The organism is Methylorubrum suomiense, from assembly GCF_022179765.1.
In the GTDB taxonomy this organism is placed as follows: Bacteria; Pseudomonadota; Alphaproteobacteria; order Rhizobiales; family Beijerinckiaceae; genus Methylobacterium; species Methylobacterium suomiense.
Genome location: NZ_BPRE01000003.1, coordinates 70,865 through 90,571 on the forward strand (window position 1 = coordinate 70,865; position 19,707 = coordinate 90,571).

The following is a 19,707-nucleotide window of genomic DNA, read 5'->3' on the forward strand; positions in this document are numbered from 1 at the left end:
GATCGCGCGAGCCCGCCGGTCGTGCCGGCGGCACCCTGTCGTTGTGCGCGGCCGGTCCCCCTCGCCTACTCGGCGGCGGCCGGCCGTTCATAGGATCCCGGCGCGTTGGCCGGCGCGCCCGGGCGATAGGGCACCTCCTCCGGTCCCGGCTCGTCGGTGGCGCCGACGAAGCGGCCGAACAGGCGTACGAACAGGCGCGAGAGGTCGTCGACGAGGAGGTAGATCGCCGGCACGAAGACCAGCGAGAGCAGGGTCGAGACGATCAGTCCACCGATCACCGCCACCGCCATCGGCGCGCGGAACTCGCCGCCGATGCCGAAGGCCATGGCCGAGGGCACCATGCCGGCCGCCATGGCGATGGTGGTCATCACGATGGGCCGCGCCCGCTTGCGGCCGGCCTCCACGATCGCCGTGACGCGATCCACGCCGCGCGCCGTCTCCTCCACGGCGAAATCGACCAGCATGATCGCGTTCTTGGTCACCACGCCCATCAGCATCAGGATGCCGATGACCACCGGCATCGAGATCGGCATCTTGAAGATCAGGAGGCCGAGGATGGCGCCGCCGATGGAGAGCGGCAGCGAGAACAGGATGGTGAGCGGCTGGAGAAAATTGCCGAACAGCAGGATGAGGACGCCGAACACCATCATCAGCCCGGCGCCCATGGCGAGGGCGAAGCCCTCGAACACCTCGCCCATCACCTCGGCATCACCCGCCTGCTTGATGGTGACGCCCTCGGGCAGTTGGGTCGCGGCGGGCAGCGCCAGCACCTGATCGACGATGGTGCCGAGCGCGTCCGAGCCCTGGAGATCGCCCTCGACGGCGACCCGAATCGTGCGGTCGTAGCGCTCGATGCCGGAGGGGCCACGCCCGAGCTTGAGATCGGCCACCGCCGCGAGCGGAACCGCGGCGCCCGCCTTCACCGGCACCTTGAGGGCCTCGATCTCGGGCAATTGTCCGCGCAAAGTCTCCGGCAGCATCACCCGGATCGGGATCTGGCGGTCCTTGGCGTTGAACTTGGCGAGGTTGGCGGCGATGTCGCCGATCGTGCCGACCCGCACGGTCTCGGCGATGAGGTCGGTCGAGACGCCGAGATCGGCCGCCACCGCGGGCTTCGGGGTGATGCGGATCTCGGTGCGGTCGAGGGGGGCCGTCGACATCACGTTGACGAGGTGGGGAACGCCCGCGGCCTCGCGCTGGAGCCGGGCGGCGACCTCGGTCACCACCTCCTTGTCGGGCCCCGCGACGATCAGGGCGAACTCGCGGTCGCCCCCGTCCTGCTGCGACCAGAAGCGGATGTCCGGCACCTGGCGGAGGATGTCGGAGATCTTCCGGTCGATCTGCTTCTGGGTCAGCCGGCGGGTGTTCTTCGGCGTGAGGTTCACGATGAGGCTCGCGAGGCGCACCTCCCTCCGAGTCGGCAATTGCCGCCCGCCATCGACGAAGACGGATCGGACCTCGGGCATCGCCCGGATCGCCGCGACGATGCCGTCGCTGACGCGCTCGGTGTCGTCGAGCCGGGCGCCGGGGGGCAGCTCCACCACGAACATGCTGCGGGCCATGTCCTCCGCCGGCAGGAAGCCCGCGGGCAGGAGCCGCGTCGAGGCGATCGATCCGGCAAAGCAGGCGAGGCCGAGGACCAGCGTCACGTATTTGTGGCGCACCGACCAGGCCACGACCCGGCCGTAGAGCCGCATCACCGGCCCCTCGCGCTCATCGTCGGGACCGTGGTCGCGCAGGAAATAGGCGGCGAGCAGCGGCGTGATCAGCCGGGCCACCAGGAGCGAGGCGAACACCGCCGCCGCGATGGTGAGGCCGAACTGCTTGAAGAACTGCCCGGCGATCCCCGGCATGAAGGAGACGGGGGTGAAGATCGCGATGATGGTCGCCGTGATGGCGATCACCGCGAGCCCGATCTCGTCGGCGGCTTCCAGCGCCGCCCGGTAGGGCGATTTGCCCATCCGCATGTGGCGGACGATGTTCTCGATCTCGACGATGGCGTCGTCCACGAGGATGCCGGTCACCAGGGTGATGGCGAGCAGGCTGACCGCGTTGAGCGAGAAGCCGAGGACGCTCATCGCCCAGAAGGTCGGCAGCATCGAGAGCGGCAGGGCGATGGCCGCGATCAGGGTGGCGCGCCAGTCCCGCAGGAACAGGAACACCACGATCACGGCGAGGACCGCCCCTTCGAGCAGGCTCGTCATCGCCGCGTGGTAATTGCCGATGGTGTTGACGACGCTGGTGTCGATCAGGTCGAAGCGCACGCCCGGATGGGCGGCGTGCAGCTCCTCGATGCGCTGGGCGACCCCGACCGCGACCTCGGCATCGCTCGCCCCCCGGCCGCGGGAGATCGCGAAGCCGACCACCGGCTCGCCGTTGAAGCGGGCGAAGGTGCGCGGCTCCTCCGCCGAATCCATGAGCGTCGCGAGTTCGTCGAGCCGCACCTTGCGCCCGCCCGGCACGACGATGGAGGTCGCCCCGAGCGTCTCCAGGCTCGCCGACCCGCCCAATGTCCGGATCGATTGCTCGGAGCCCGCGAGCTCCCCGCGCCCGCCCGCCATGTCGGCGGAGGTCAGGCGCAATTGCCGGTTCACGTCCGCCGCCGTGATGCCGAGCGCGAGCAGCCGGTCGGGCTTCAGCGTCACCCGGATCTCGCGGGCGACGCCGCCGAGCCGCTCGACGCTGGCGACGCCCTTCACCCCCTGGAGCGTGCGGGCGACCTTGTCCTCGACGAACCACGACAGGTCTTCCGGGGTCATGGCGGGCGCCGACGCCCCGTAGATCATGATCGGCAGGCCGGCGACCTCGATGCGGGTGATGACCGGCTCGTCGATGGTCCGCGGCAGGTTGATCCGGATCTTCGAGATCGCGTCCTTCACGTCGTTGACGGCGCGGTCGTGGTTGGTCTCCAGGCGGAACTCGATGGTGGTGACCGAGGAACCCTCCGAGATCGTCGAGAGGATGTGCTTGACGCCCCTCACCCCCGACACCGAATCCTCGACCCACTTGGTCACCTGGGTCTGAAGCTCCGACGGCGCGGCGCCCGATTGCGTGATCACGACCGTGACGATCGGGATGTCGATATTGGGAAACCGGGTGATCGGCAGGCTGCGGAAGCTGACGAGGCCGAGCACGATCAGCACGAGGAACAGGACGAGCGACGGGATCGGCTTGCGGATCGCCCAGGCGGAGACGTTGAGGCGCATCGGCTCCCCCCTCAGCGCGGCGCGGCGGCGGACCGCGCCGTCGGCAGGATCGGCCGCACCCCGTCGCCGTCGCGCAGGAACGAGCCGGCCCGCGCCACCACCGCGTCCCCAGGGGCGATGCCGGATCGGATCTCGGTGAAGCCTTCCGCCGAGAGCCCGGTCTCGACCCGCCGGGCCGCGACGCGCCCCTCCGTCACGACGAGCACGGTGGCCGTACCGTCGGCGGCGTAGAGCACGGCGGCGAGCGGCACCGTGACGCCGGAGCGCCGGGCCACCTCGACCCGGCCGCGGGCGAAGGCGCCGATATGCAGAGCCGCGTCCGGCTCCAGGCGGATGCGGACCTTGCCGAGCCGCGTCGCGCGGTCGACCTCCGGATAGACCCGGCGCACCGCACCGGGGATGGCGCGCCCGTCCTCCAGTTCCAGGCGCGCCGGAGCGCCGGGATGGAGCCGGGGCAGGGCCGTCTCGGGCACCTCCCCTTCGAGCTCGATCTCACCGCGGGCGATCAGGCGGAACAGCGGCTCGCCGACGGCGCTCGCGGTGGCGCCGATGCGGGCCGTGCGGCGGCTGACGATGCCGGATTCGGGCGCGCGGATCTCGGTGCGGGCACGCCGGAGCGCGATCTCGCGCCCCTGCGCCTGCGCGGCGGCGAGATCGGCCTGAGCCAGCGCGAGCCCCGCCTGCGCGGCGGCGAGCCGCCCATTGGCCCCGTCGGAGGCCGAGACGCGCTGTTCCAGGGTGACCGCGGTGGCGTTGCCGGTCTGGACCAGCGCCCGCGCCCGCTCCAGCGCCTGACGCGCCTCGGTCTGCACCGCCTCGGCCTGGACGATCTGGCTCCGCGCCTGGAGGATCGCGGCCTCGGCCTTGGCGCTCGCCGCTTCATTGGCGGCCTCCTGCGTCTCGATCATCTCCCGCGAGAGGCGCGCCAGCACCGCGCCCTTCGCGACCCGGTCGCCCTCCTCCACGGCGAGTTCGACGATGCGCAGGCCCTCGACCTCGGGGGCGACCAGGATCTCGTCCCGGGGCACCAGGGTACCGGTGACGATCGCCCGCTCGACGAGCTCGCGCCGCTCGGCCGGCACCACGCTCACGGCGGGAAGAAGTGCGGCCGGATCCGGGACGGCGGCGGCGGGCGCCTCCTCGGCGGCGCGGGCGCCGCCGGGAGCGAGGCTCAGCAGAGCCGCGACCGGCAGGACGAGGAGGCGGGCAGGCATGAAACGTCACTTCAATAATGGGTCGGCAATACGCGCCCACCTTGTCCCGATCGCGGGCGATTTCGTGGCGCGGTGGAAGGTCGCACCCGTTCGACCCCTGCATGTACTGCAACCGTGCCCGGCCCTGCGGGTTGTCCCATGACAGGATTCGCCGTGCCGCCCGGAGCGATGGCTCGCGGGAAGGACCGGGCGAACCGCCGCCCCGTTCTCGATGAGGTTCTCGGCATGAGCATCTTCCAGATTCGCCAGAAGATCAGCGGCACCGTCCTCTGGACCGGCAGCGCCGACGACGAGCGCGCCGCCCTCGACGCCATGGCCCGCGAGGCCGGCTACGCCGATTACGCCGCCCTGCCCGACGGCCTGCGCAGCGCCGGCTTCGAGACGTCGAAGCTCGACCTGATCTCCTGAGGTTCGGGGATCCGAAGGCCTCAGGCCCCGGTGGGGCCGAAAGACGGCTTCGCCGACCAGGGCTCTGCCCTGGACCCGCGAAAGGACTCGTCCTTTCGCAACCGCAATCATGAGGCTCACCGGAGCATTCTTGCCTCGGTGGCCCTCATGATTCCGTGCGCTTGACCGCCTGCCAGGCGGTCTCCATGGCAGCGAGGTCGCTGCCCTCGAGGCCCGCATCGAGGCGGGCCGCCATGGCGGTGAAGCGCCGCTCGAACTTGAGCGTGCCCCGCCGCAGGGCCTCCTCCGGATCGACCCCCGCGTGCCGGGCGAGGTTGGCGACCGAGAACAGCAGGTCGCCGATCTCCTTGAACACCGCCTCCGGGTCGCCGGCCGCCAGGCTCTCCTCGACCTCGTCCACCTCCTCGCGCACCTTGCCGAGCACTTGGCCCGCATCCGGCCAGTCGAAGCCGGTGGCCGCCGCCCGGCGCGAGATCGCGTCGGCCCGGGCCAGAGCCGGCAGCGCGAGGGGCACGCCGGCGAGGGGGCCGGGTTCCGGTGCGCCGCGCCCCGCTGCCGCCTTCGCGGCCCGCTCCTGCGCCTTGATCACGCCCCAGGCCGCCTTGATCGCCGCCGGATCGTCCGGCCGCTGTCCCGGTGGCAGGAACGCGCCGGTGGCGTCGAAGACGTGCGGATGGCGGCGGATCAGCTTGGCGCAGATCGCCTCGGCGACGTCGTCGAAATCGAAGGCGCCCGCTTCCTGGGCGATCCGGGACTGGAACACGACTTGGAGCAGAAGGTCGCCGAGCTCGTCGCGCAGGTCGTCCGCATCCTTCCGATCGACCGCGTCGGCTACCTCGTAGGCCTCCTCGATCGTGTAGGGGACGATGCTCTCGGGCGTTTGCGCCAAGTCCCAGGCGCAGCCCCGGTCGGGATCGCGCAAGCGCGCCATCAGCGTCCGCAGCCGGTCGATCGCCGCCTCGTTCATCTCCGTTTTCCCCGCCATCCGCCGCGCCCCCGGCCGTACCCGCCCCCGGCTCATAGCCGTTCCAGCGCTCGGACGGCAGCTTTCGACCGAGCCGGCGGCGATGCGCCCGGCGGGGACAACCCGGGCCGAATCCCGATCCGACCTGTGCAAAATTCCTTGTATTCCTTTTGAAAATGAGGATTCGAAATCTGTTCTTTTTGACGAACGATGCCTCAGCCCCCTTAGGAAAGGTATCAGTAAGGGATTCTTCGAGAGTCAGTTCGGCAAGTTATAAGGGACGCGAAAAACCTCTTTCTCGACCATGGCTTAGGACCCATTCGCGCATCCAACTCTGCGCATCCGCGCATCGAACTCTGCGCGGTCCCGCATCGGATTCTGCGCGGATCCGGCGGGCCGATGCATCGGATTCTGCGCGGGGCCGCACGGGATTCGGCGTGGATCGCGGCGCCCGCCGGTGGATCGTGGGGACAAGGCCCCGGTCCGGGGCGTATCGAACTCTGCGCAGGGTGATTCCGGCCCGTATCGGACTCTGCGCGGGGGCGGGGCGGTCGCGTCGCGATGTCTCCGGGCGCCTTCCGGGCCTCTGCCCCGATAGGCCTGTGCAGACCGGGCCGGGGATGCGTGAATTGCCGGGAAAACTCGCGGACCCCCTGGGACTCCGCGGAGCCGAATCGCGACAGATCGGTTGGCGGCAGGAGCTCGATTCGAGGCTCGAAGCCGTGGCGGATGCCCGAGGACCCCGTGAGCGTGTATTTCCCTCCCTGCCCCGTTCCGGCGGCCGAGCGTTAGGCGCCGGTCATGTCCGGGCTCGAGGCCAAGATCGATCGGATCCGTGACGCGGATCTGCGCGCCGAGCTGGAGGCGGCCCGGGGCGGCTTCCTGTTCGCGCCGATCGTCGAGCACCTGCTCTACCGCCAGCGGGAGCGCGACGCGGAGCGGGAAGCGGCCGGGGCCCAGGCCGAGCGGCGCGAGGCCATGGGCCGCGACCGGCGCCGCCGCGAGGCCGTGCGCGAGGTCATCGAGAACGAGCCGACGGCGCCGGAGAACCTCCAGCACCTGCACTCGGTCCTGGCGCTCTGCGGCCTGCCCTATCGCGATCCCGGCGCGACCCGGGAATTCGTGCGGGAATACGGCCGCAATTCCCTGAGCCTCACCGCCGGGCGCCTCAAGAACCCGATCACCGGCGAGATGGAGCCGCAGGGCTTGCCCTACGGCCCCAAGGCGCGCCTCGTGCTGCTGCATCTCTGCACCGAGGCGGTGCGTCAGCGCAGCCCGACCGTCGAGGTCGCCGACAGCCTGTCCGGCTTCATGAAGGCCATGGGCTTCGCCGTCACCGGCGGCGAGCGCGGCACGATCGGCGCCTTCAAGGAACAGCTCAACCGCCTCGCCGCCTGCTCGATGCAGATCGGCCTGTGGGACGGGGAGGGCCAGGCCTCGACCCTCAACGTGCCCCCTTTCCGCGCCCTGGAGCTGTGGCGGCGCGGCGAGGACGGCCTGGTCTGGCAGAAGACCGTCTCGTTCCACCAGGATTTCTACGACAGCCTGATCCGGCACGCCCTGCCCGTCGATATCCGCGCGGCCCGCGCCTTCTCCGGCTCGGCGCGCAAGCTCGATCTGCTGTTCTGGACCGGCTACCGCCTGCGCGCCCTGCAGCGCCCCCTGCGGCTTACCTGGGAGAACCTGCACCGCCAGTTCGGCGCCGAGAACGCCAGCCTGCGCAGCTTCCGCCAAGCCTTCAAGGCGGACCTCGCCGGCCTGCTGGAGGTGTTTCCGAAGCTGCGCATCGATCTCGACGAGGGCGGCCTGCTGCTCTACCCGGCGGAGCCCGGCAGCCTGCTGGTGCCGCCGAAGGCCGCCCGGCCGGCCAAGACCGCGCGCGCCTGAACCGGTCTCTTCCTCATCTCGGAATCGGGCATGTGCGGCGGAATATGCCGCCCGTGCGTCTTCCCTTGCCGCGGACCGGGCGGTCAGCGTGACGGTCCGGTGGCATGGGGCAGCTTATATTCCCTGTCGCTATATTCCATATAATTCCGATAGTTCCGAAAGTAATGCGTTCCGATTAAATGGGAATACAGCGGTCGGAACAAGGCCGCCTTGTGTCATCCATCGGCTCCTACGGAACAGGAAGGTACGGAACGAAATTTCCGCATATTCCATTCCGACTCATGACGATCGGCTATTCCATTCTCTCCGCGATCCGCTATCTTCCCAACCTGTTCTTCCCGGGCGCAGTTGGAGTATTCGGAACATGGGGCTCTCGGAAGCGCAGGCCGAGGCGCGGCTGGCGGATCTGCGCCGCCGCCGCGATGCCCTCGAGCGGGAGATCGCCGACCTCGTGCTCTACCTCGAACTCGGCCGCCGCCTCGCCGGGCCGGCGGGGCAGGGGGACACGGACACGGGCACGGACAGGAATTTGGATCGGCATTCGGACGGGGATCGGAGCAAGGACAGGCATGGTCCCGCCCCGGTCCGTCCGCCCGCGGAGCCGGTCCGAGCCCCCGCCCCTCCGCCCGCGCCGCGAGCCCCGGCTGCGTTCGCCTCTCCACCGCCCTCCCCGCCTCCGGTCCCGGTGGACGCGCCGGTCATGCGGATGGAGGGTGAGCCCGGCCTGTCGGAGACGGTGCAGGCACGCCGCTACGGCCGGGCGCTGATCGAGGCGGCGCTGGCCATTCTGGAGGAGGCCGGGCGCCCGCTCCATGCGAGCGAGATCTGGGCGCGGCTCGCCGAGCGGGATTTCGCGCTTCCGGGCGCCGACCCGGTGGCGGCGCTCAACACGCGGCTCTGGAAGCGCTCCGGCCCCGGCGGCCCGCTCCGCCGCCTGGGCGAGGCCGTCTACGCTCCGGGCGAGGCGGAGGAGGGGTGAGGCGCGCTCCGGCGATGTCGAGGATGTCGATGCGGTGGCGACACGGATCGGTCGTCGCCCGCCGCCTCGCCGAGCGATCCGGTGACGTCCCCCTCACGCCCTCGTCCTGAGCGGTCGCAGAGGAGGGCGCCGGACAGGGCGTGCCGGGCCAAAACTCTCTTTGCGAGGCTTCCGCCTTCGGCTGCGCCCCCGAGGATGAGGACGAAGGGCAGGGCGGGTCTTGGTGGCGAACCCCCTCCCCCATCGCATCACCGCCCGGCGACGGCCCCCAACGCCCCCTCGGCGTGGCCCCCGTCCCGGTGGGCGCTGTCCGCGAAGGCGGTGCCGTCGCGGCCGAGCGCCCGTCCGTGGGCGAACAGGGCCTGCATGTAGGGCCGGTCGAACGGGCGCTCCGAGGTCTGGGTGAAGCGCGGGTCGATCAGGGCCACCTGGAGGTCGAGGCCGGTGCGCTGGGCGTAGGAGCGGGTCAGCGCCAGGGCCGCGCGGGTCTGCGCCTTGATCGCCGCGGACATGGTGCGGCCGAGCACCGAGAGCACCGAGCGGCCCGCCATCTGGAAGTCCGGCTCCAGCCGGTTGTTGACCACGAGATAGACCCGCGAGGTCGGCAGGATCAGCCGCGTCTCGCCCGCCACCGCCGCGGCGGGGGCGAGGAAGAACGGCCCCATGGCGCCGCCGTCGTCGTGCATCTCCTCGAAGGTCTTGTCCCCGCTGCGCGCCGGGATCAGCACCGGCGGGAACACGCCGGGCACGGCGGTCGAGGCCAGCACGATCTCGCGGAACAGCTTGAGGGCGCGGGGATCGCCGTTGGCGTTCAGCGTCGCGATCGCGCCCATGTCCCACAGGGTCGGCCGCTCGCTGTCGACCTGGGTGGTGGCGATCAGCAGGCGTCGGCCCTTGGCATGCTCGGCCGCCACCGCTTTGAGCAGCGCGGGCGTCACCGAGCGCTCGATCCGCTCCTTGAGCGGCCACGTATCGGTGAGCGAATCCCGCGTCCCGCCGAACTCGAACACGTCGGCCGCCGAGATCTCGGTGTAGTTCTGCTTGAGGGCCTCGTCGGCCTGGGGCCCGACGAAGGCGAAGGGAGCGATCAATGCGCCGGTGGAGACGCCGGTGATGACGCCGAAATCCGGACGGTCGCCGCGCTCGCTCCAGCCGGCCAGCAGGCCCGCCGCGAAGGCGCCGTTCTCCCCGCCCCCCGACAGCACGAGCCAGGGATCGGAGGCCCTGTCGGCCGCCTCGATCAGCGCCGAGAAGGCCGCCGCGTCGTCGCCCGGGATGCGCACGGAGGCCGGCAGCCCCTCGGGCCGGGCCTTCGCGGCCTCGGCGGCGGTGTAATCCAGCCGCTCCTCGGGCGGCTTCTCCGCCTGTTTCTCGGCCTGTTTCTCGGGATGGCGCTCGATCATCTTCTTGGCCGACGGCCGCTCGCCCGCGATGGCCGGTGAACCGAAGAGGGACGCGGCGAATCCGTGCGGGCCGACGCCCTGCACCGGTCCCACCGCCATGGCGGTGCCGAGCAGGGTGAGGGCGAGCCCCCGGCGCATCCGCCGGGCGGCGGGCCATCCCCGCGATCTAAAGTGTGAAATCCGTTCCGGCATCGACGCACGTCCCTCGACGGTGTTCGATCTGAGTGGACCCACGCGACGCCCGATCACCGGATGCCCCTCCCCGGCCCGTCGGACCGGTAGAAGTTTCGTGAATGCACTCGCCCGCCTCGGCCGGAAAACACGGCTCGGCCCCGACCGTTCCGAGCCGTCTTGTTTCGCCGGGCAAGCAACCCACCCGAATCTGCGTCGATCCGGGCGCGGGCGCAGTGCGAAATCACACCCGAATCCTTGGCGAAACCTTTGGCTCTTTAACCGATGATCTTCGCGAACGGGAATTTGCGCAATGCTCGAATGCATTCGGTGCAGGGTTGTCCGCGAGATGATTGGATCCGGCGGGTCCATCCTCGGCGTGGCTACCGGGCCTGGACGGTGCGGCCGGCCGTCGGCCTCCGCCGAAAGCCCGGCTTTACGGCGGGGGGCGGGGTGCTCTAACCGGTTCTCCAGACGCCAAATCCGGAGCGAAGACATCCGATGAAACTGCCCCGCCGCTTCTTCCAGCCGCTCGCCGCGGGTGCGCCCGAGCCGTTCCGGGAATTGCCGATCAAGCTCGAGCGGATGATCCACTTCGTGCCGCCGCACAACGACAAGGTCCGCGCCCGCGTGCCGGAGCTCGCCAAGACCGTCGACGTGGTGCTCGGCAACCTGGAGGACGCGGTCCCGGCCGATCAGAAGGAGGCGGCGCGCAAAGGCTTCGTCGAGATGGCCAAGGCCACCGATTTCGCGGCCTCCGGCACCGGCCTGTGGACGCGCATCAATGCGCTCAACTCCCCCTGGATCCTCGACGATCTGTTCACCCTCGTCGCCGAAGTCGGCGACAAGCTCGACGTGGTGATGGTGCCGAAGGTCGAGGGCCCCTGGGACATCCACTACATCGATCAGCTGCTCGCCCAGCTCGAGGCGCGCCACGGCGTCAAGAAGCCGATCCTCGTCCACGCCATCCTCGAGACGGCGGAAGGCGTCGCCAATGTCGACGCCATCGCCTGCGCCTCCCCGCGCATGCACGGCATGAGCCTCGGGCCCGCCGACCTCGCGGCCTCGCGCGGCATGAAGACCACCCGCGTCGGCGGCGGGCATCCGGACTACAAGGTGCTGTCCGACCCGAAGGGTGACGCCGAGCGCGCCTCCGCCCAGCAGGATCTGTGGCACTACACCATCGCCCGGATGGTCGATGCCTGCATGGCCAACGGCATCAAGGCGTTCTACGGCCCGTTCGGCGATTTCTCGGATTCGGCGGCCTGCGAGGTCCAGTTCCGCAACGCCTTCCTGATGGGCTGCGCCGGCGCCTGGACGCTGCATCCGAGCCAGGTGGCGCTCGCCAAGACCGTGTTCGCCCCCGATCCGGACGAGGTGAACTTCGCCTCCCGCATCGTCGAAGCCATGCCCGACGGGACCGGCGCGGTGATGATCGACGGCAAGATGCAGGACGATGCCACCTGGAAGCAGGCCAAGGTCATCGTCGACCTCGCCCGCCTCGTCGCCGACAAGGACCCGGACTTGGCCAAGGTCTACAATCTGCCCTGATCGTCGCGGAGAATCGGCTTCGCGATGGCAGGAAGCGGGCGCGAGGCCTATCTGTCGGTCATGACCCAGACCAGCATGAGAACCGCGAAATTCGGCCTCGGTGCGGTGGTCCGGCATCGGATCTACCCGTTCCGGGGCGTGGTGTTCGACGTCGATCCGGAATTCGCCAACACCGAGGAATGGTGGCTCGCGATTCCGGAGGATGTCCGGCCGCGCAAGGACCAGCCGTTCTACCACCTGCTCGCCGAGAACGCCGACAGCGAGTACGTCGCCTACGTCTCCGAGCAGAACCTCGTGCCCGACACCTCCGGCGAGGCGCTGCGCCATGCCGGCATCCCCGAGGTGTTCGAGCGCGACGCCGATGGCGGCTACCGGATGCGGCTCGGCCACGCCAACTGAGCGGCGACCGAATTCCACCCCCGAATCCAGCAGGGTGACGCGCGTCCGGCGGTGAATCCGGCTGTCCGGGCATGCCGGTACTGTCTTCGGGCGGGCCGGGGAACGGTTTTTCAAACGTTCCCCGCTAGGCGAGCGCGGGATATCACCGTTGCCTGAAGAGCCCGATGCCGATCGATGCGCTCACCATGCTGTTCATGACGCTGGGCATCGCGGCGGTCGCCGCGGTGTTCCTGGCCGTGGAATGGCGCGCGCTGCGCAACCCCGCCTTGCTGTTCTGGAGTGCGGGCTTCGCCACCATCGTCCTCGGCTGCTCGATTTCGCCCCTGCGCTCGACCTCGTTCCTCCTCGGGGTCTGGTTCGCCAACGGACTTCTCGTCTGCGCCCACCTCCTGTTCCTCGCCGGCGCGACGCGCTTCGCGGGGCGGCGGACCGGGCCGCTGCCCTGGGCCCTGCTCCTGCCCTGGGGCACCCTGCTGCTCCTGCCCGAAACCATCGACCGCACGCCGGCCTTCGCCGTCGCCAATGCGGGGCTCGTGGCGACCGCCTCGCTCGCCACCGCGCACCGCCTCCTGTCGCGGGCCCAGGCCTTCCCCGACCGGACGAGCGCGTCGGATGCGCTGGGCGCGGTCTTCCTCGTCCATGGCGGCTTCTACGTGCTGAAGGCGGGGCTTGCCCTCGTGCCCGGCGCCTTCGTCAGCCTCGTCGGCTTCAAGGGCGTGATGATCCAGATCTCCCTGTTCGAGGGCGTTCTGGTGGTGGTGCTCCTCGCCCTGCTGATGGCGGCCTCGGCCCGGCGGCGTCGGGAGGAGGAGATGGCGGCGCTCGCCGAGCGCGATCCCCTCAGCGGGGCCTTCAACCGCCGGGCCTTCGAGAGTCGGGCGGATGCCGCCCTGCGCGGGGCCGGGACGCGGCCGGGCGCCCTGCTGCTCCTCGACATCGACCGCTTCAAGGGCGTCAATGACGGCTTCGGCCATCTCGTCGGCGACCGCCTCCTCGTCGCGCTGACGGGGGTGCTGAGTGAGACCCTGCCCCGGGCGGCGGTGCTGGGCCGGCTCGGTGGGGACGAGTTCGCCATCCTCGTCCCCGACGTCGCGCCGAGGGACGTGCAGGATCTCGGGGATGCGGTCCGTGCCCGCTTCGCCGCCAGGGGCGCCGCGATGCCGGATTGTCCGGTGCGGGCGAGTGTCAGCATCGGTGCCGCCCTGTTCGCAACGGGCGCGCTCGCGCGGGCGTCCGGCCTCGCCGCCCTCGTGGCCTGCGCCGACGCTGCCCTCTACGAGGCCAAAAGCCGGGGCCGCGACCGGCTCTGCCCGCGCGACTTCGGACCGCTCGCGCCCGACGACCTATCGAGAGGGATCGTCCCTCAGGCGGGACGCCGGTCGGAGCCGCGCGAGGCGTCCGGGCCCCTGCCCCGGACCTGCGAGAGGGCCTAGAGCATCGGCCCGAAAGGTGGGAGCCGGCTTTCGGAAAAGCCGATGCGTCACAATAACCTAGAGCATCGGCCCGAAAGGTGGGAGCCGGTGCGCGGCGTCAGCTGCCCTTCCGCGGCGGGCGCGGCGCCTTCGGCTTCAACCGTTCCACGATCCGCTCGATGGCGCGCTCGACGGCCGATTGCTCCGGGCGGGGCGGCTCGTCCTCCCCGTCCCGCGTTGGTCTGGTCCGGCTCGGGTCGCGGCGCTTCGGCATGAGCCAAGGCTAGACGGCGTCACACCTCGATCGCCAGCGCCCTTTACGCCCCGCGCACCGCCCAAAACGGATTTTCCTCAGGAAAAGACCTGCTCATATTTGGAATTATGCTCAATAAACCGTGGCGATGACGAGTTTTCATGCCTCGCCGATCGGCTCTGCTGGTCAGAGTGAGCGAGCGGTCAAGGCGTTGCAAGCTGTGGCCGGACGGGATCCGGTGATGCGCGGATCCTGGGATGAAGGGATCACCGGATCCGGCGATCCCGGAACGGCCAGTCGATCACCCGGCTCGCGTAGAGCGCCCACCACACCATGACCGGTTGAAAGGCCAAGCGGGGTCCGTGGTACCACCATGTGTCCGGGATCGGCGGCACGGAGATGCCCTCGACCGCGTGCTTGATGTTGGCCGGGAACACGCAGACCGCGTAGAGCGCGAGGCCGATCCCCGCCGCCCGCCGCAGCCGGCGCGTCATGAGCGCCAACGCCGCCGCGATCTCGCACAGGCCTGTGCCGATCACCACGAGGCGCGGCTGCGGGACCCAGTCCGGCATGATCGGCAGGAACTGGTCGGTGGCGACGAGATGCACCGCGCCGATGAATCCGTAGAGGCCGATCAGGCCGTAGCGCAGCAGGCGGCGGTCGTCCCCGTCGGTCATGGCCGGGCGGGATCAGGCGGAGCGGTCGGGCTTCGGGGGCTCGGGCGTCTCCCCCGCGGGCGATGACCCGCGGGCGGCCTCTTCGGCCTCGGTCCCGGCGCGCTCCATCGGCCCCGGCTGGGATGTGATGCGGCCCGTCACCGGATCCTTGGGCGAGACCGCGGCCTCGTTGGTCTGGTCCCGCTGCTCGTCGGCCATGCGCGTCCCCGTCCGGTTGTTGGTCCAGTCGGAGAACGCGTCTCGGCCAAAGGCGGTTCGCTGCGCCCGCCCCGGAAGGGACCGGCCCGGCAATCCGGGATCTCTCCGGACCGATGCGTCAGACCACGATGCCGTGCAGGTCGTGGGCCTCGGCGCGCTCGATCTTCACGGTGACGATGTCGCCCGGCCGCACCGGACGACGGGAGGCGACGTGGACCGTGCCGTCGATCTCCGGCGCGTCGGATTTCGAGCGCCCGCGCGCCACGGTCGGGCCGGTCTCGTCAATGATGACGGGGATGCGCTTGCCGACCTTCGCCCGCTGGAGCCGGAGCGAGACCGTTTCCTGGGCGGCCATGAAGCGGCGCTTGCGCTCGGCCTTGACCTCCGGCGGCACGGCCGCGCCGAGATCGTTGGCGGTCGCGCCCTTCACCGGCTCGTACTCGAAGCAGCCGACCCGCTCGAGCCGGGCCTCCTTGATCCACTCCAAGAGTTCCTCGAACTCCTCGTCGGTCTCCCCGGGGAAGCCGACGATGAAGGTCGAGCGGATGGCGAGGTCCGGGCAGGTCTCGCGCCAGCGCCGGATGCGCTCCAACTGGCGCTCTTGGTTGCCCGGCCGGCGCATCCGTTTGAGCACCGAGGGGCTCGCGTGCTGGAGCGGCATGTCGAGATACGGGAGGACCTTGCCCTCGGCCATCAGCGGGATGACCTCGTCGACATGCGGGTAGGGGTAGACGTAGTGCAGCCGCACCCAGGCCCCGAGCTCCCCGAGTTCCTTGGCGAGGTCGTAGAAGCGGGCCCGCACCTCGCGGTCCTGCCAGCGGCTCGTAGCGTAGCGGGTGTCGAGCCCGTAGGCCGAGGTGTCCTGCGAGACGACCAGGAGTTCCTTCACGCCGGCTTTGACCAGCTTCTCGGCCTCGCGCAGCACGTCCGCCGCGGGGCGGCTGACGAGATCGCCGCGCAGCGACGGGATGATGCAGAAGCTGCAGCGATTGTTGCAGCCCTCCGAGATCTTCAGATAGGCGTAGTGGCGCGGCGTCAGCTTGACGCCCTGCGGCGGGATCAGGTCGAGGAACGGGTCGTGGGCCGGCGGCACCGCCTCGTGGACGGCCGCCACCACCGATTCGTAGGCCTGCGGACCGGTAACCGCGAGCAGGTTCGGGTACTTTTCGCGGATCTCCTCCGGCTGCGCGCCCATGCAGCCCGTCACGATCACCCGGCCGTTCTCGGCCATGGCCTCGCCGATCGCGTGGAGCGACTCCGCCTTGGCCGAATCGAGGAAGCCGCAGGTGTTGACGATGACGACGTCCGCCCCGTCGTGGCGGCGCGACAGCTCGTAGCCCTCGGCGCGCAGATGGGTGAGGATGCGCTCGGAATCGACCAAGGCCTTGGGGCAGCCCAGCGACACGAACGAGATCCGCGGCGCGGCGGCGCCCTTGGTGTCCGAGGGGGAGGCGGTGGCGGTCATGACGGCTCGTCGTGGGCGGCGCCTCGCTGGGAGGGCCCGGGCATGTCGCGAAAATGGCGGTGAGGGCGCCGATATAGCCGCATTGGGGCGCAGTTGCGAGCGGAGCCGTACGGGATGCGGGAGGCCGCCGCGGTTCCCCCGCCGTTCTGTCGGTGCCGCCTCGCAATGACGCAGCGGACGCCCCTCACCGTGATCGCGGCACTACGCCGGAGCCATCCGGGCCGTCCACTTCACTTCGTGAATCGGTATTGACAAGCAATGATATGAGCTTGTGACGATTTCTTCATCCAAGACGTTGGCCGTCGGTGAGGCGGGGCGCATACCTCTCCCGCAGGCCCGGAACATGCGAGGCGATTGACGGCACGCCGTCGGACGCCCTTGGGTGGGGACGGCGCCGTCGCGACGCACGCCGAGGCGCGATCCGAGGCGCCATCTTTGGCATGACACCCTAGAAGACGATGGTCTGGACCCGCGCGATTCCCTTCCTCGACCCGGTCGCGGCGGCTGCCCGCCTCGCCCGGCTGCCCGGACTCGCCTTCCTCGACAGTGCCATGCACCACGACACGCTCGGCCGCGTCTCGGTGCTGGCCGCCGACCCGTTCGGCCGCTTCCGTTTCCGCGAGGGCCGCGCCACCCTCGACGGGCAGGCCGTGCCGGGCGCGCCGCTCGAGGCCCTGCGGGCCTGCCTCGCGCCCTACCGGCTCGCCCCCCAGCCGGACCTGCCGGCCTTTCCCGGCGCTGCGATCGGCTATTTCGCCTACGATCTCGGCGCGAGCCTGGAGCGGGTCGTCCCGCCCGCCCGCCGGGCCGGGCTGACCGACGACATCGCCTTCAACCTCTACGACACGCTGCTCGCGGTGGATCACGGCAGCGGCACCTGCCTCCTGATCGCCACGGGTTTCCCGGAGACCGACCCCGGGGCCCGGCGCGCCCGCGCGGAAAAGCGGCTCGACGCCTTCGCCGCCCTGCTGGCCGAGCCCGCCGAGACAGCGCCCGACAGGGCTGCGCCCAAGCTCGCATGGCGCACGAACCTATCGCGAGAAGCCTATGAAAAGGCTGTCGAAACCGTCAAGAATTACATCCGCGCGGGCGACATCTATCAGGCCAACATCGCCCAGCGCTTCGTCGCCGACCTGCCGCCCGGCTTCGATCCCTTCGCCTTTTACCGCCGCCTGCGCGCGACCAACCCCGCCACCTTCGGGGCCTATCTCGATGTCGACGGTCTGACGGTCGCGTCCTCCTCGCCGGAGCGCTTCCTGAAGCTGCAGGGGCGCGCGGTCGAGACGCGGCCGATCAAGGGTACGGTGCGGCGCGATCCCGATCCCGCCCGCGACGCCGAGGTCGCCGCCGCGCTCCAGGCCAATCCGAAGGAGCGGGCCGAGAACATCATGATCGTCGACCTGCTGCGCAACGACCTGTCGCGGGTCTGCGAGGCCGGAAGCGTGCGGGTGCCGGTCCTGTGCGGGCTGGAATCCTATGCCGGCATCCACCATCTCGTCTCGGTGGTCACCGGCACGCTCCGCGAGGAGGCCGACGCCCTCGACCTCATCCAGAAGACCTTTCCCGGCGGCTCGATCACCGGCGCGCCGAAGCTCAGGGCCATGGACATCATCACCGAGATCGAGGGCGACGCGCGGGAGCTCTATTGCGGGGCGATCGGGGCCCTCGGCTTCGACGGGTCGCTCGACACGTCGATCGCGATCCGCACCGTGTTCATGGACGATGCCCAGGCCGTGCTCCAGGCCGGCGGCGGCGTGACGCTCCTGTCCGAACCCGGTCCCGAATACGAGGAGACGCTGACCAAGGCCGCCCGGGTCTTCGCCGCGTTCGAGGAGGCCCCGTGATCCTCGTCGTCGACAATTACGATTCCTTCGTCTTCAACGTCGTGCGCTACTTCGAGGAGCTCGGCGAGACGGTCGACGTCGTGCGCAACGACGCCCTCGACGTCTCGGGCATCCGCGCCCGCGCCCCCGAGGCCGTGGTGATCTCGCCGGGACCCTGTACCCCGGCGGAGGCCGGGGTCAGCCTGCCGGCGATCCGCGAATTGTCCGGCGAAGTGCCGATCCTCGGCGTGTGCCTCGGCCATCAGGCGATCGGCGCGGCCTTCGGCGGACGGGTCGAGCGGGCCGGGCGCCCGCTCCACGGGCAGGCCACGCCGATCCGGCACGGCGGGGAGGGCCTGTTCGCGGGCCTGCCGCAGCCGATGCAGGTCGGGCGCTATCATTCGCTGATCGTGACGCCGACCCCGGAGATGGAGCGGCAGCTGTCCGTCGATGCCGTCTCGTCGGAGGGCGAGGTGATGGCCCTGTCGCATCGGGCGCACCCGACCTGGGGCATCCAGTTCCATCCGGAATCGGTGCTGACCGAGAACGGCCACGCGCTGTTCGCCAATTTCCTGAACGGCGCCCGCGCGTGGCGGGCGGGGCAGGGCCGGCCGCGCACCAGGGTGGCCGATGCTGTGGTGTGACGGGCGCCTCGTCGAGGGCGGCACCCTCCCCTTCGACATGGGCGACCGCGGGCTCCTGCTCGGCGACGGCGTGTTCGACACGGCGCTGGCGGTGCAGGGCCGGATCGCCTTCGAGACCGCCCATATCGACCGCCTCGTCGCCGCCGCCGCGACGCTCGGCTATCCCGCCGACCCGGAACGGATCCGCGCGGCGATGCGTGCCCTCGCCGAGGGCCTGCCGCTCGCGGCGATCCGCACCACGCTGACCCGCGGCTCCGGCCCCCGCGGCCTCGCCCCTCCCGCGGAGCCCGCGCCGTTCCTGTTCGCGAGCGCCGCCCCGGCGCGGCCCGGCCTGTTCTTCGCGCCCCTGCGGCTCCTGCCGACGGCGATCGCCCGCAACGAGACCTCGCCCGCCGCCCGCCTCAAGACACTCGGCTATCTCGACGCGGTGCTCGCCGCCCGCGCCGCCGCCGCCGCCGGGTTCGACGAAGCGTTGTTCCGCAACACGCGGGGGCGCGTGGCCTGCGCCGGGACCGGCAATCTCTTCGCATGGATCGGGGACGCGCTCGTGACGCCGCCCGCGGAGGAGGGCGTGCTGCCGGGCATCGTCCGGGCCGAGATTCTGTCGAGGATCGCGCCGGGCCTCGGCCTCGCCGTCGAGGAGCGCCCGCTCCTTCCCTCCGAACTGGAGCGGGCGGAGGCCGTGTTCGTCACTAACTCCCTGCGCCTGATCGCCCCCGTCGCGGCCATCGGCACGACGACCTACGACAGCGCCGGACACGCGACCGTGCGGCGGTTGTCGGACGGGTTGCGCGCGGCGGTGGCGGCCTCGTGCGGCGTCGCGCCGGATGCCGTGACCCCCTGATCCGAGGATGACGGGATCACAGGATCGCGGGACGCCGTGATCCTCCCATTCCATGCGTCCCATCCATCCCCCCTCATCCTGAGGTGCCCGCCTCGGCGGGCCTCGAAGGAGGGCTCCAGGGAACGCGCGAGACGCTGGAGCCCTCCTTCGAGGCCGCTTCGCGGCACCTCAGGATGAGGGGGATGGTGGGATGTGTGGGAGGCGGGTCG

General features: G+C 70.6%; 16 protein-coding genes. 9 read left to right on the forward strand and 7 right to left on the reverse strand.

Annotated features, from left to right (window positions below; genetic code table 11):
- Positions 1 to 65: 65 nt before the first annotated feature.
- Together MFF26_RS05740 and MFF26_RS05745 are read right to left on the reverse strand one after the other, a co-directional pair.
- Entirely contained in the window at positions 66 to 3,206 is a 3,141-nt protein-coding gene (locus MFF26_RS05740; RefSeq protein WP_137830909.1) for an efflux RND transporter permease subunit, read from the reverse strand.
- Between the two features lie 11 nt (positions 3,207 to 3,217).
- Positions 3,218 to 4,420 carry an efflux RND transporter periplasmic adaptor subunit gene (locus tag MFF26_RS05745; RefSeq protein ID WP_238307733.1) on the reverse strand — a complete coding sequence of 401 codons (1,203 nt, stop codon included), beginning with the start codon at positions 4,418 to 4,420 and terminating at the stop codon, positions 3,218 to 3,220.
- Between the two features lie 225 nt (positions 4,421 to 4,645).
- Here MFF26_RS05745 and MFF26_RS05750 point away from each other — a divergent pair, with 225 nt between their 5' ends.
- Positions 4,646 to 4,828 carry a hypothetical protein gene (locus MFF26_RS05750; RefSeq protein ID WP_137830907.1) on the forward strand — a complete coding sequence of 61 codons (183 nt, stop codon included), beginning with the start codon at positions 4,646 to 4,648 and terminating at the stop codon, positions 4,826 to 4,828.
- Positions 4,829 to 4,973: 145 nt separating this feature from the next.
- Here the strand turns inward: MFF26_RS05750 and mazG are convergent, their stop codons facing one another.
- Positions 4,974 to 5,795 carry a nucleoside triphosphate pyrophosphohydrolase gene (mazG, locus tag MFF26_RS05755; RefSeq protein WP_238307734.1) on the reverse strand — a complete coding sequence of 274 codons (822 nt, stop codon included), beginning with the start codon at positions 5,793 to 5,795 and terminating at the stop codon, positions 4,974 to 4,976.
- Positions 5,796 to 6,593: 798 nt separating this feature from the next.
- On the opposite strand from mazG, the gene MFF26_RS05760 reads away from it, so the two are divergent.
- Both MFF26_RS05760 and MFF26_RS05765 read left to right on the forward strand, forming a co-directional pair.
- Positions 6,594 to 7,679: a replication protein RepA gene (locus MFF26_RS05760; RefSeq protein ID WP_137831837.1), complete on the forward strand. Its 1,086-nt coding sequence runs from the start codon at positions 6,594 to 6,596 to the stop codon at positions 7,677 to 7,679.
- 364 nt (positions 7,680 to 8,043) lie between these two features.
- Complete coding sequence (locus tag MFF26_RS05765; RefSeq protein WP_238307735.1) at positions 8,044 to 8,658, forward strand: winged helix-turn-helix domain-containing protein; 615 nt, start codon at positions 8,044 to 8,046, stop codon at positions 8,656 to 8,658.
- A gap of 248 nt (positions 8,659 to 8,906) precedes the next feature.
- Here the strand turns inward: MFF26_RS05765 and MFF26_RS05770 are convergent, their stop codons facing one another.
- Positions 8,907 to 10,199 (reverse strand): patatin-like phospholipase family protein, encoded by a 1,293-nt coding sequence (locus MFF26_RS05770; RefSeq protein WP_238307736.1) that lies wholly within the window; start codon positions 10,197 to 10,199, stop codon positions 8,907 to 8,909.
- A 534-nt stretch (positions 10,200 to 10,733) separates the two neighbouring features.
- Between MFF26_RS05770 and MFF26_RS05775 the strand changes: the two genes are divergently transcribed.
- The 3 genes from MFF26_RS05775 to MFF26_RS05785 all read left to right on the forward strand — a co-directional run bounded on the left by MFF26_RS05775 (position 10,734) and on the right by MFF26_RS05785 (position 13,615).
- Positions 10,734 to 11,783, forward strand: coding sequence for an HpcH/HpaI aldolase/citrate lyase family protein (locus MFF26_RS05775; RefSeq protein ID WP_137828260.1), 1,050 nt, complete (start codon positions 10,734 to 10,736; stop codon positions 11,781 to 11,783).
- Positions 11,784 to 11,807: 24 nt separating this feature from the next.
- The gene (gene hspQ / locus MFF26_RS05780; protein WP_373324369.1) at positions 11,808 to 12,182 is read left to right on the forward strand and encodes a heat shock protein HspQ; all 375 of its coding nucleotides are present in this window, start codon (positions 11,808 to 11,810) and stop codon (positions 12,180 to 12,182) included.
- Positions 12,183 to 12,346: 164 nt separating this feature from the next.
- Positions 12,347 to 13,615: a GGDEF domain-containing protein gene (locus MFF26_RS05785; protein WP_238307737.1), complete on the forward strand. Its 1,269-nt coding sequence runs from the start codon at positions 12,347 to 12,349 to the stop codon at positions 13,613 to 13,615.
- 498 nt (positions 13,616 to 14,113) lie between these two features.
- Here MFF26_RS05785 and MFF26_RS05790 read toward each other — a convergent pair whose 3' ends face one another.
- The 3 genes from MFF26_RS05790 to rimO form a co-directional block, all read right to left on the reverse strand.
- A complete protein-coding gene (locus tag MFF26_RS05790; protein WP_137828261.1) occupies positions 14,114 to 14,524 on the reverse strand; it encodes a DoxX family protein in 411 nt (136 codons plus the stop codon).
- A 12-nt stretch (positions 14,525 to 14,536) separates the two neighbouring features.
- Positions 14,537 to 14,722, reverse strand: coding sequence for a hypothetical protein (locus MFF26_RS05795; protein ID WP_137828262.1), 186 nt, complete (start codon positions 14,720 to 14,722; stop codon positions 14,537 to 14,539).
- A 118-nt stretch (positions 14,723 to 14,840) separates the two neighbouring features.
- A complete protein-coding gene (gene rimO, locus MFF26_RS05800; RefSeq protein WP_238307738.1) occupies positions 14,841 to 16,187 on the reverse strand; it encodes a 30S ribosomal protein S12 methylthiotransferase RimO in 1,347 nt (448 codons plus the stop codon).
- A gap of 458 nt (positions 16,188 to 16,645) precedes the next feature.
- On the opposite strand from rimO, the gene pabB reads away from it, so the two are divergent.
- The 3 genes from pabB to MFF26_RS05815 are packed head-to-tail and all read left to right on the forward strand — an operon-like array spanning position 16,646 to position 19,498.
- The gene (gene pabB / locus MFF26_RS05805) at positions 16,646 to 18,031 is read left to right on the forward strand and encodes an aminodeoxychorismate synthase component I (RefSeq protein ID WP_137828264.1); all 1,386 of its coding nucleotides are present in this window, start codon (positions 16,646 to 16,648) and stop codon (positions 18,029 to 18,031) included.
- Positions 18,028 to 18,654: an anthranilate synthase component II gene (locus MFF26_RS05810; protein ID WP_137828265.1), complete on the forward strand. Its 627-nt coding sequence runs from the start codon at positions 18,028 to 18,030 to the stop codon at positions 18,652 to 18,654. The genes pabB and MFF26_RS05810 overlap by 4 nt, the downstream gene beginning before the upstream one ends.
- Positions 18,641 to 19,498 carry an aminotransferase class IV gene (locus MFF26_RS05815; protein ID WP_137828266.1) on the forward strand — a complete coding sequence of 286 codons (858 nt, stop codon included), beginning with the start codon at positions 18,641 to 18,643 and terminating at the stop codon, positions 19,496 to 19,498. The genes MFF26_RS05810 and MFF26_RS05815 overlap by 14 nt, the downstream gene beginning before the upstream one ends.
- The last annotated feature ends 209 nt before the right edge of the window (positions 19,499 to 19,707 follow it).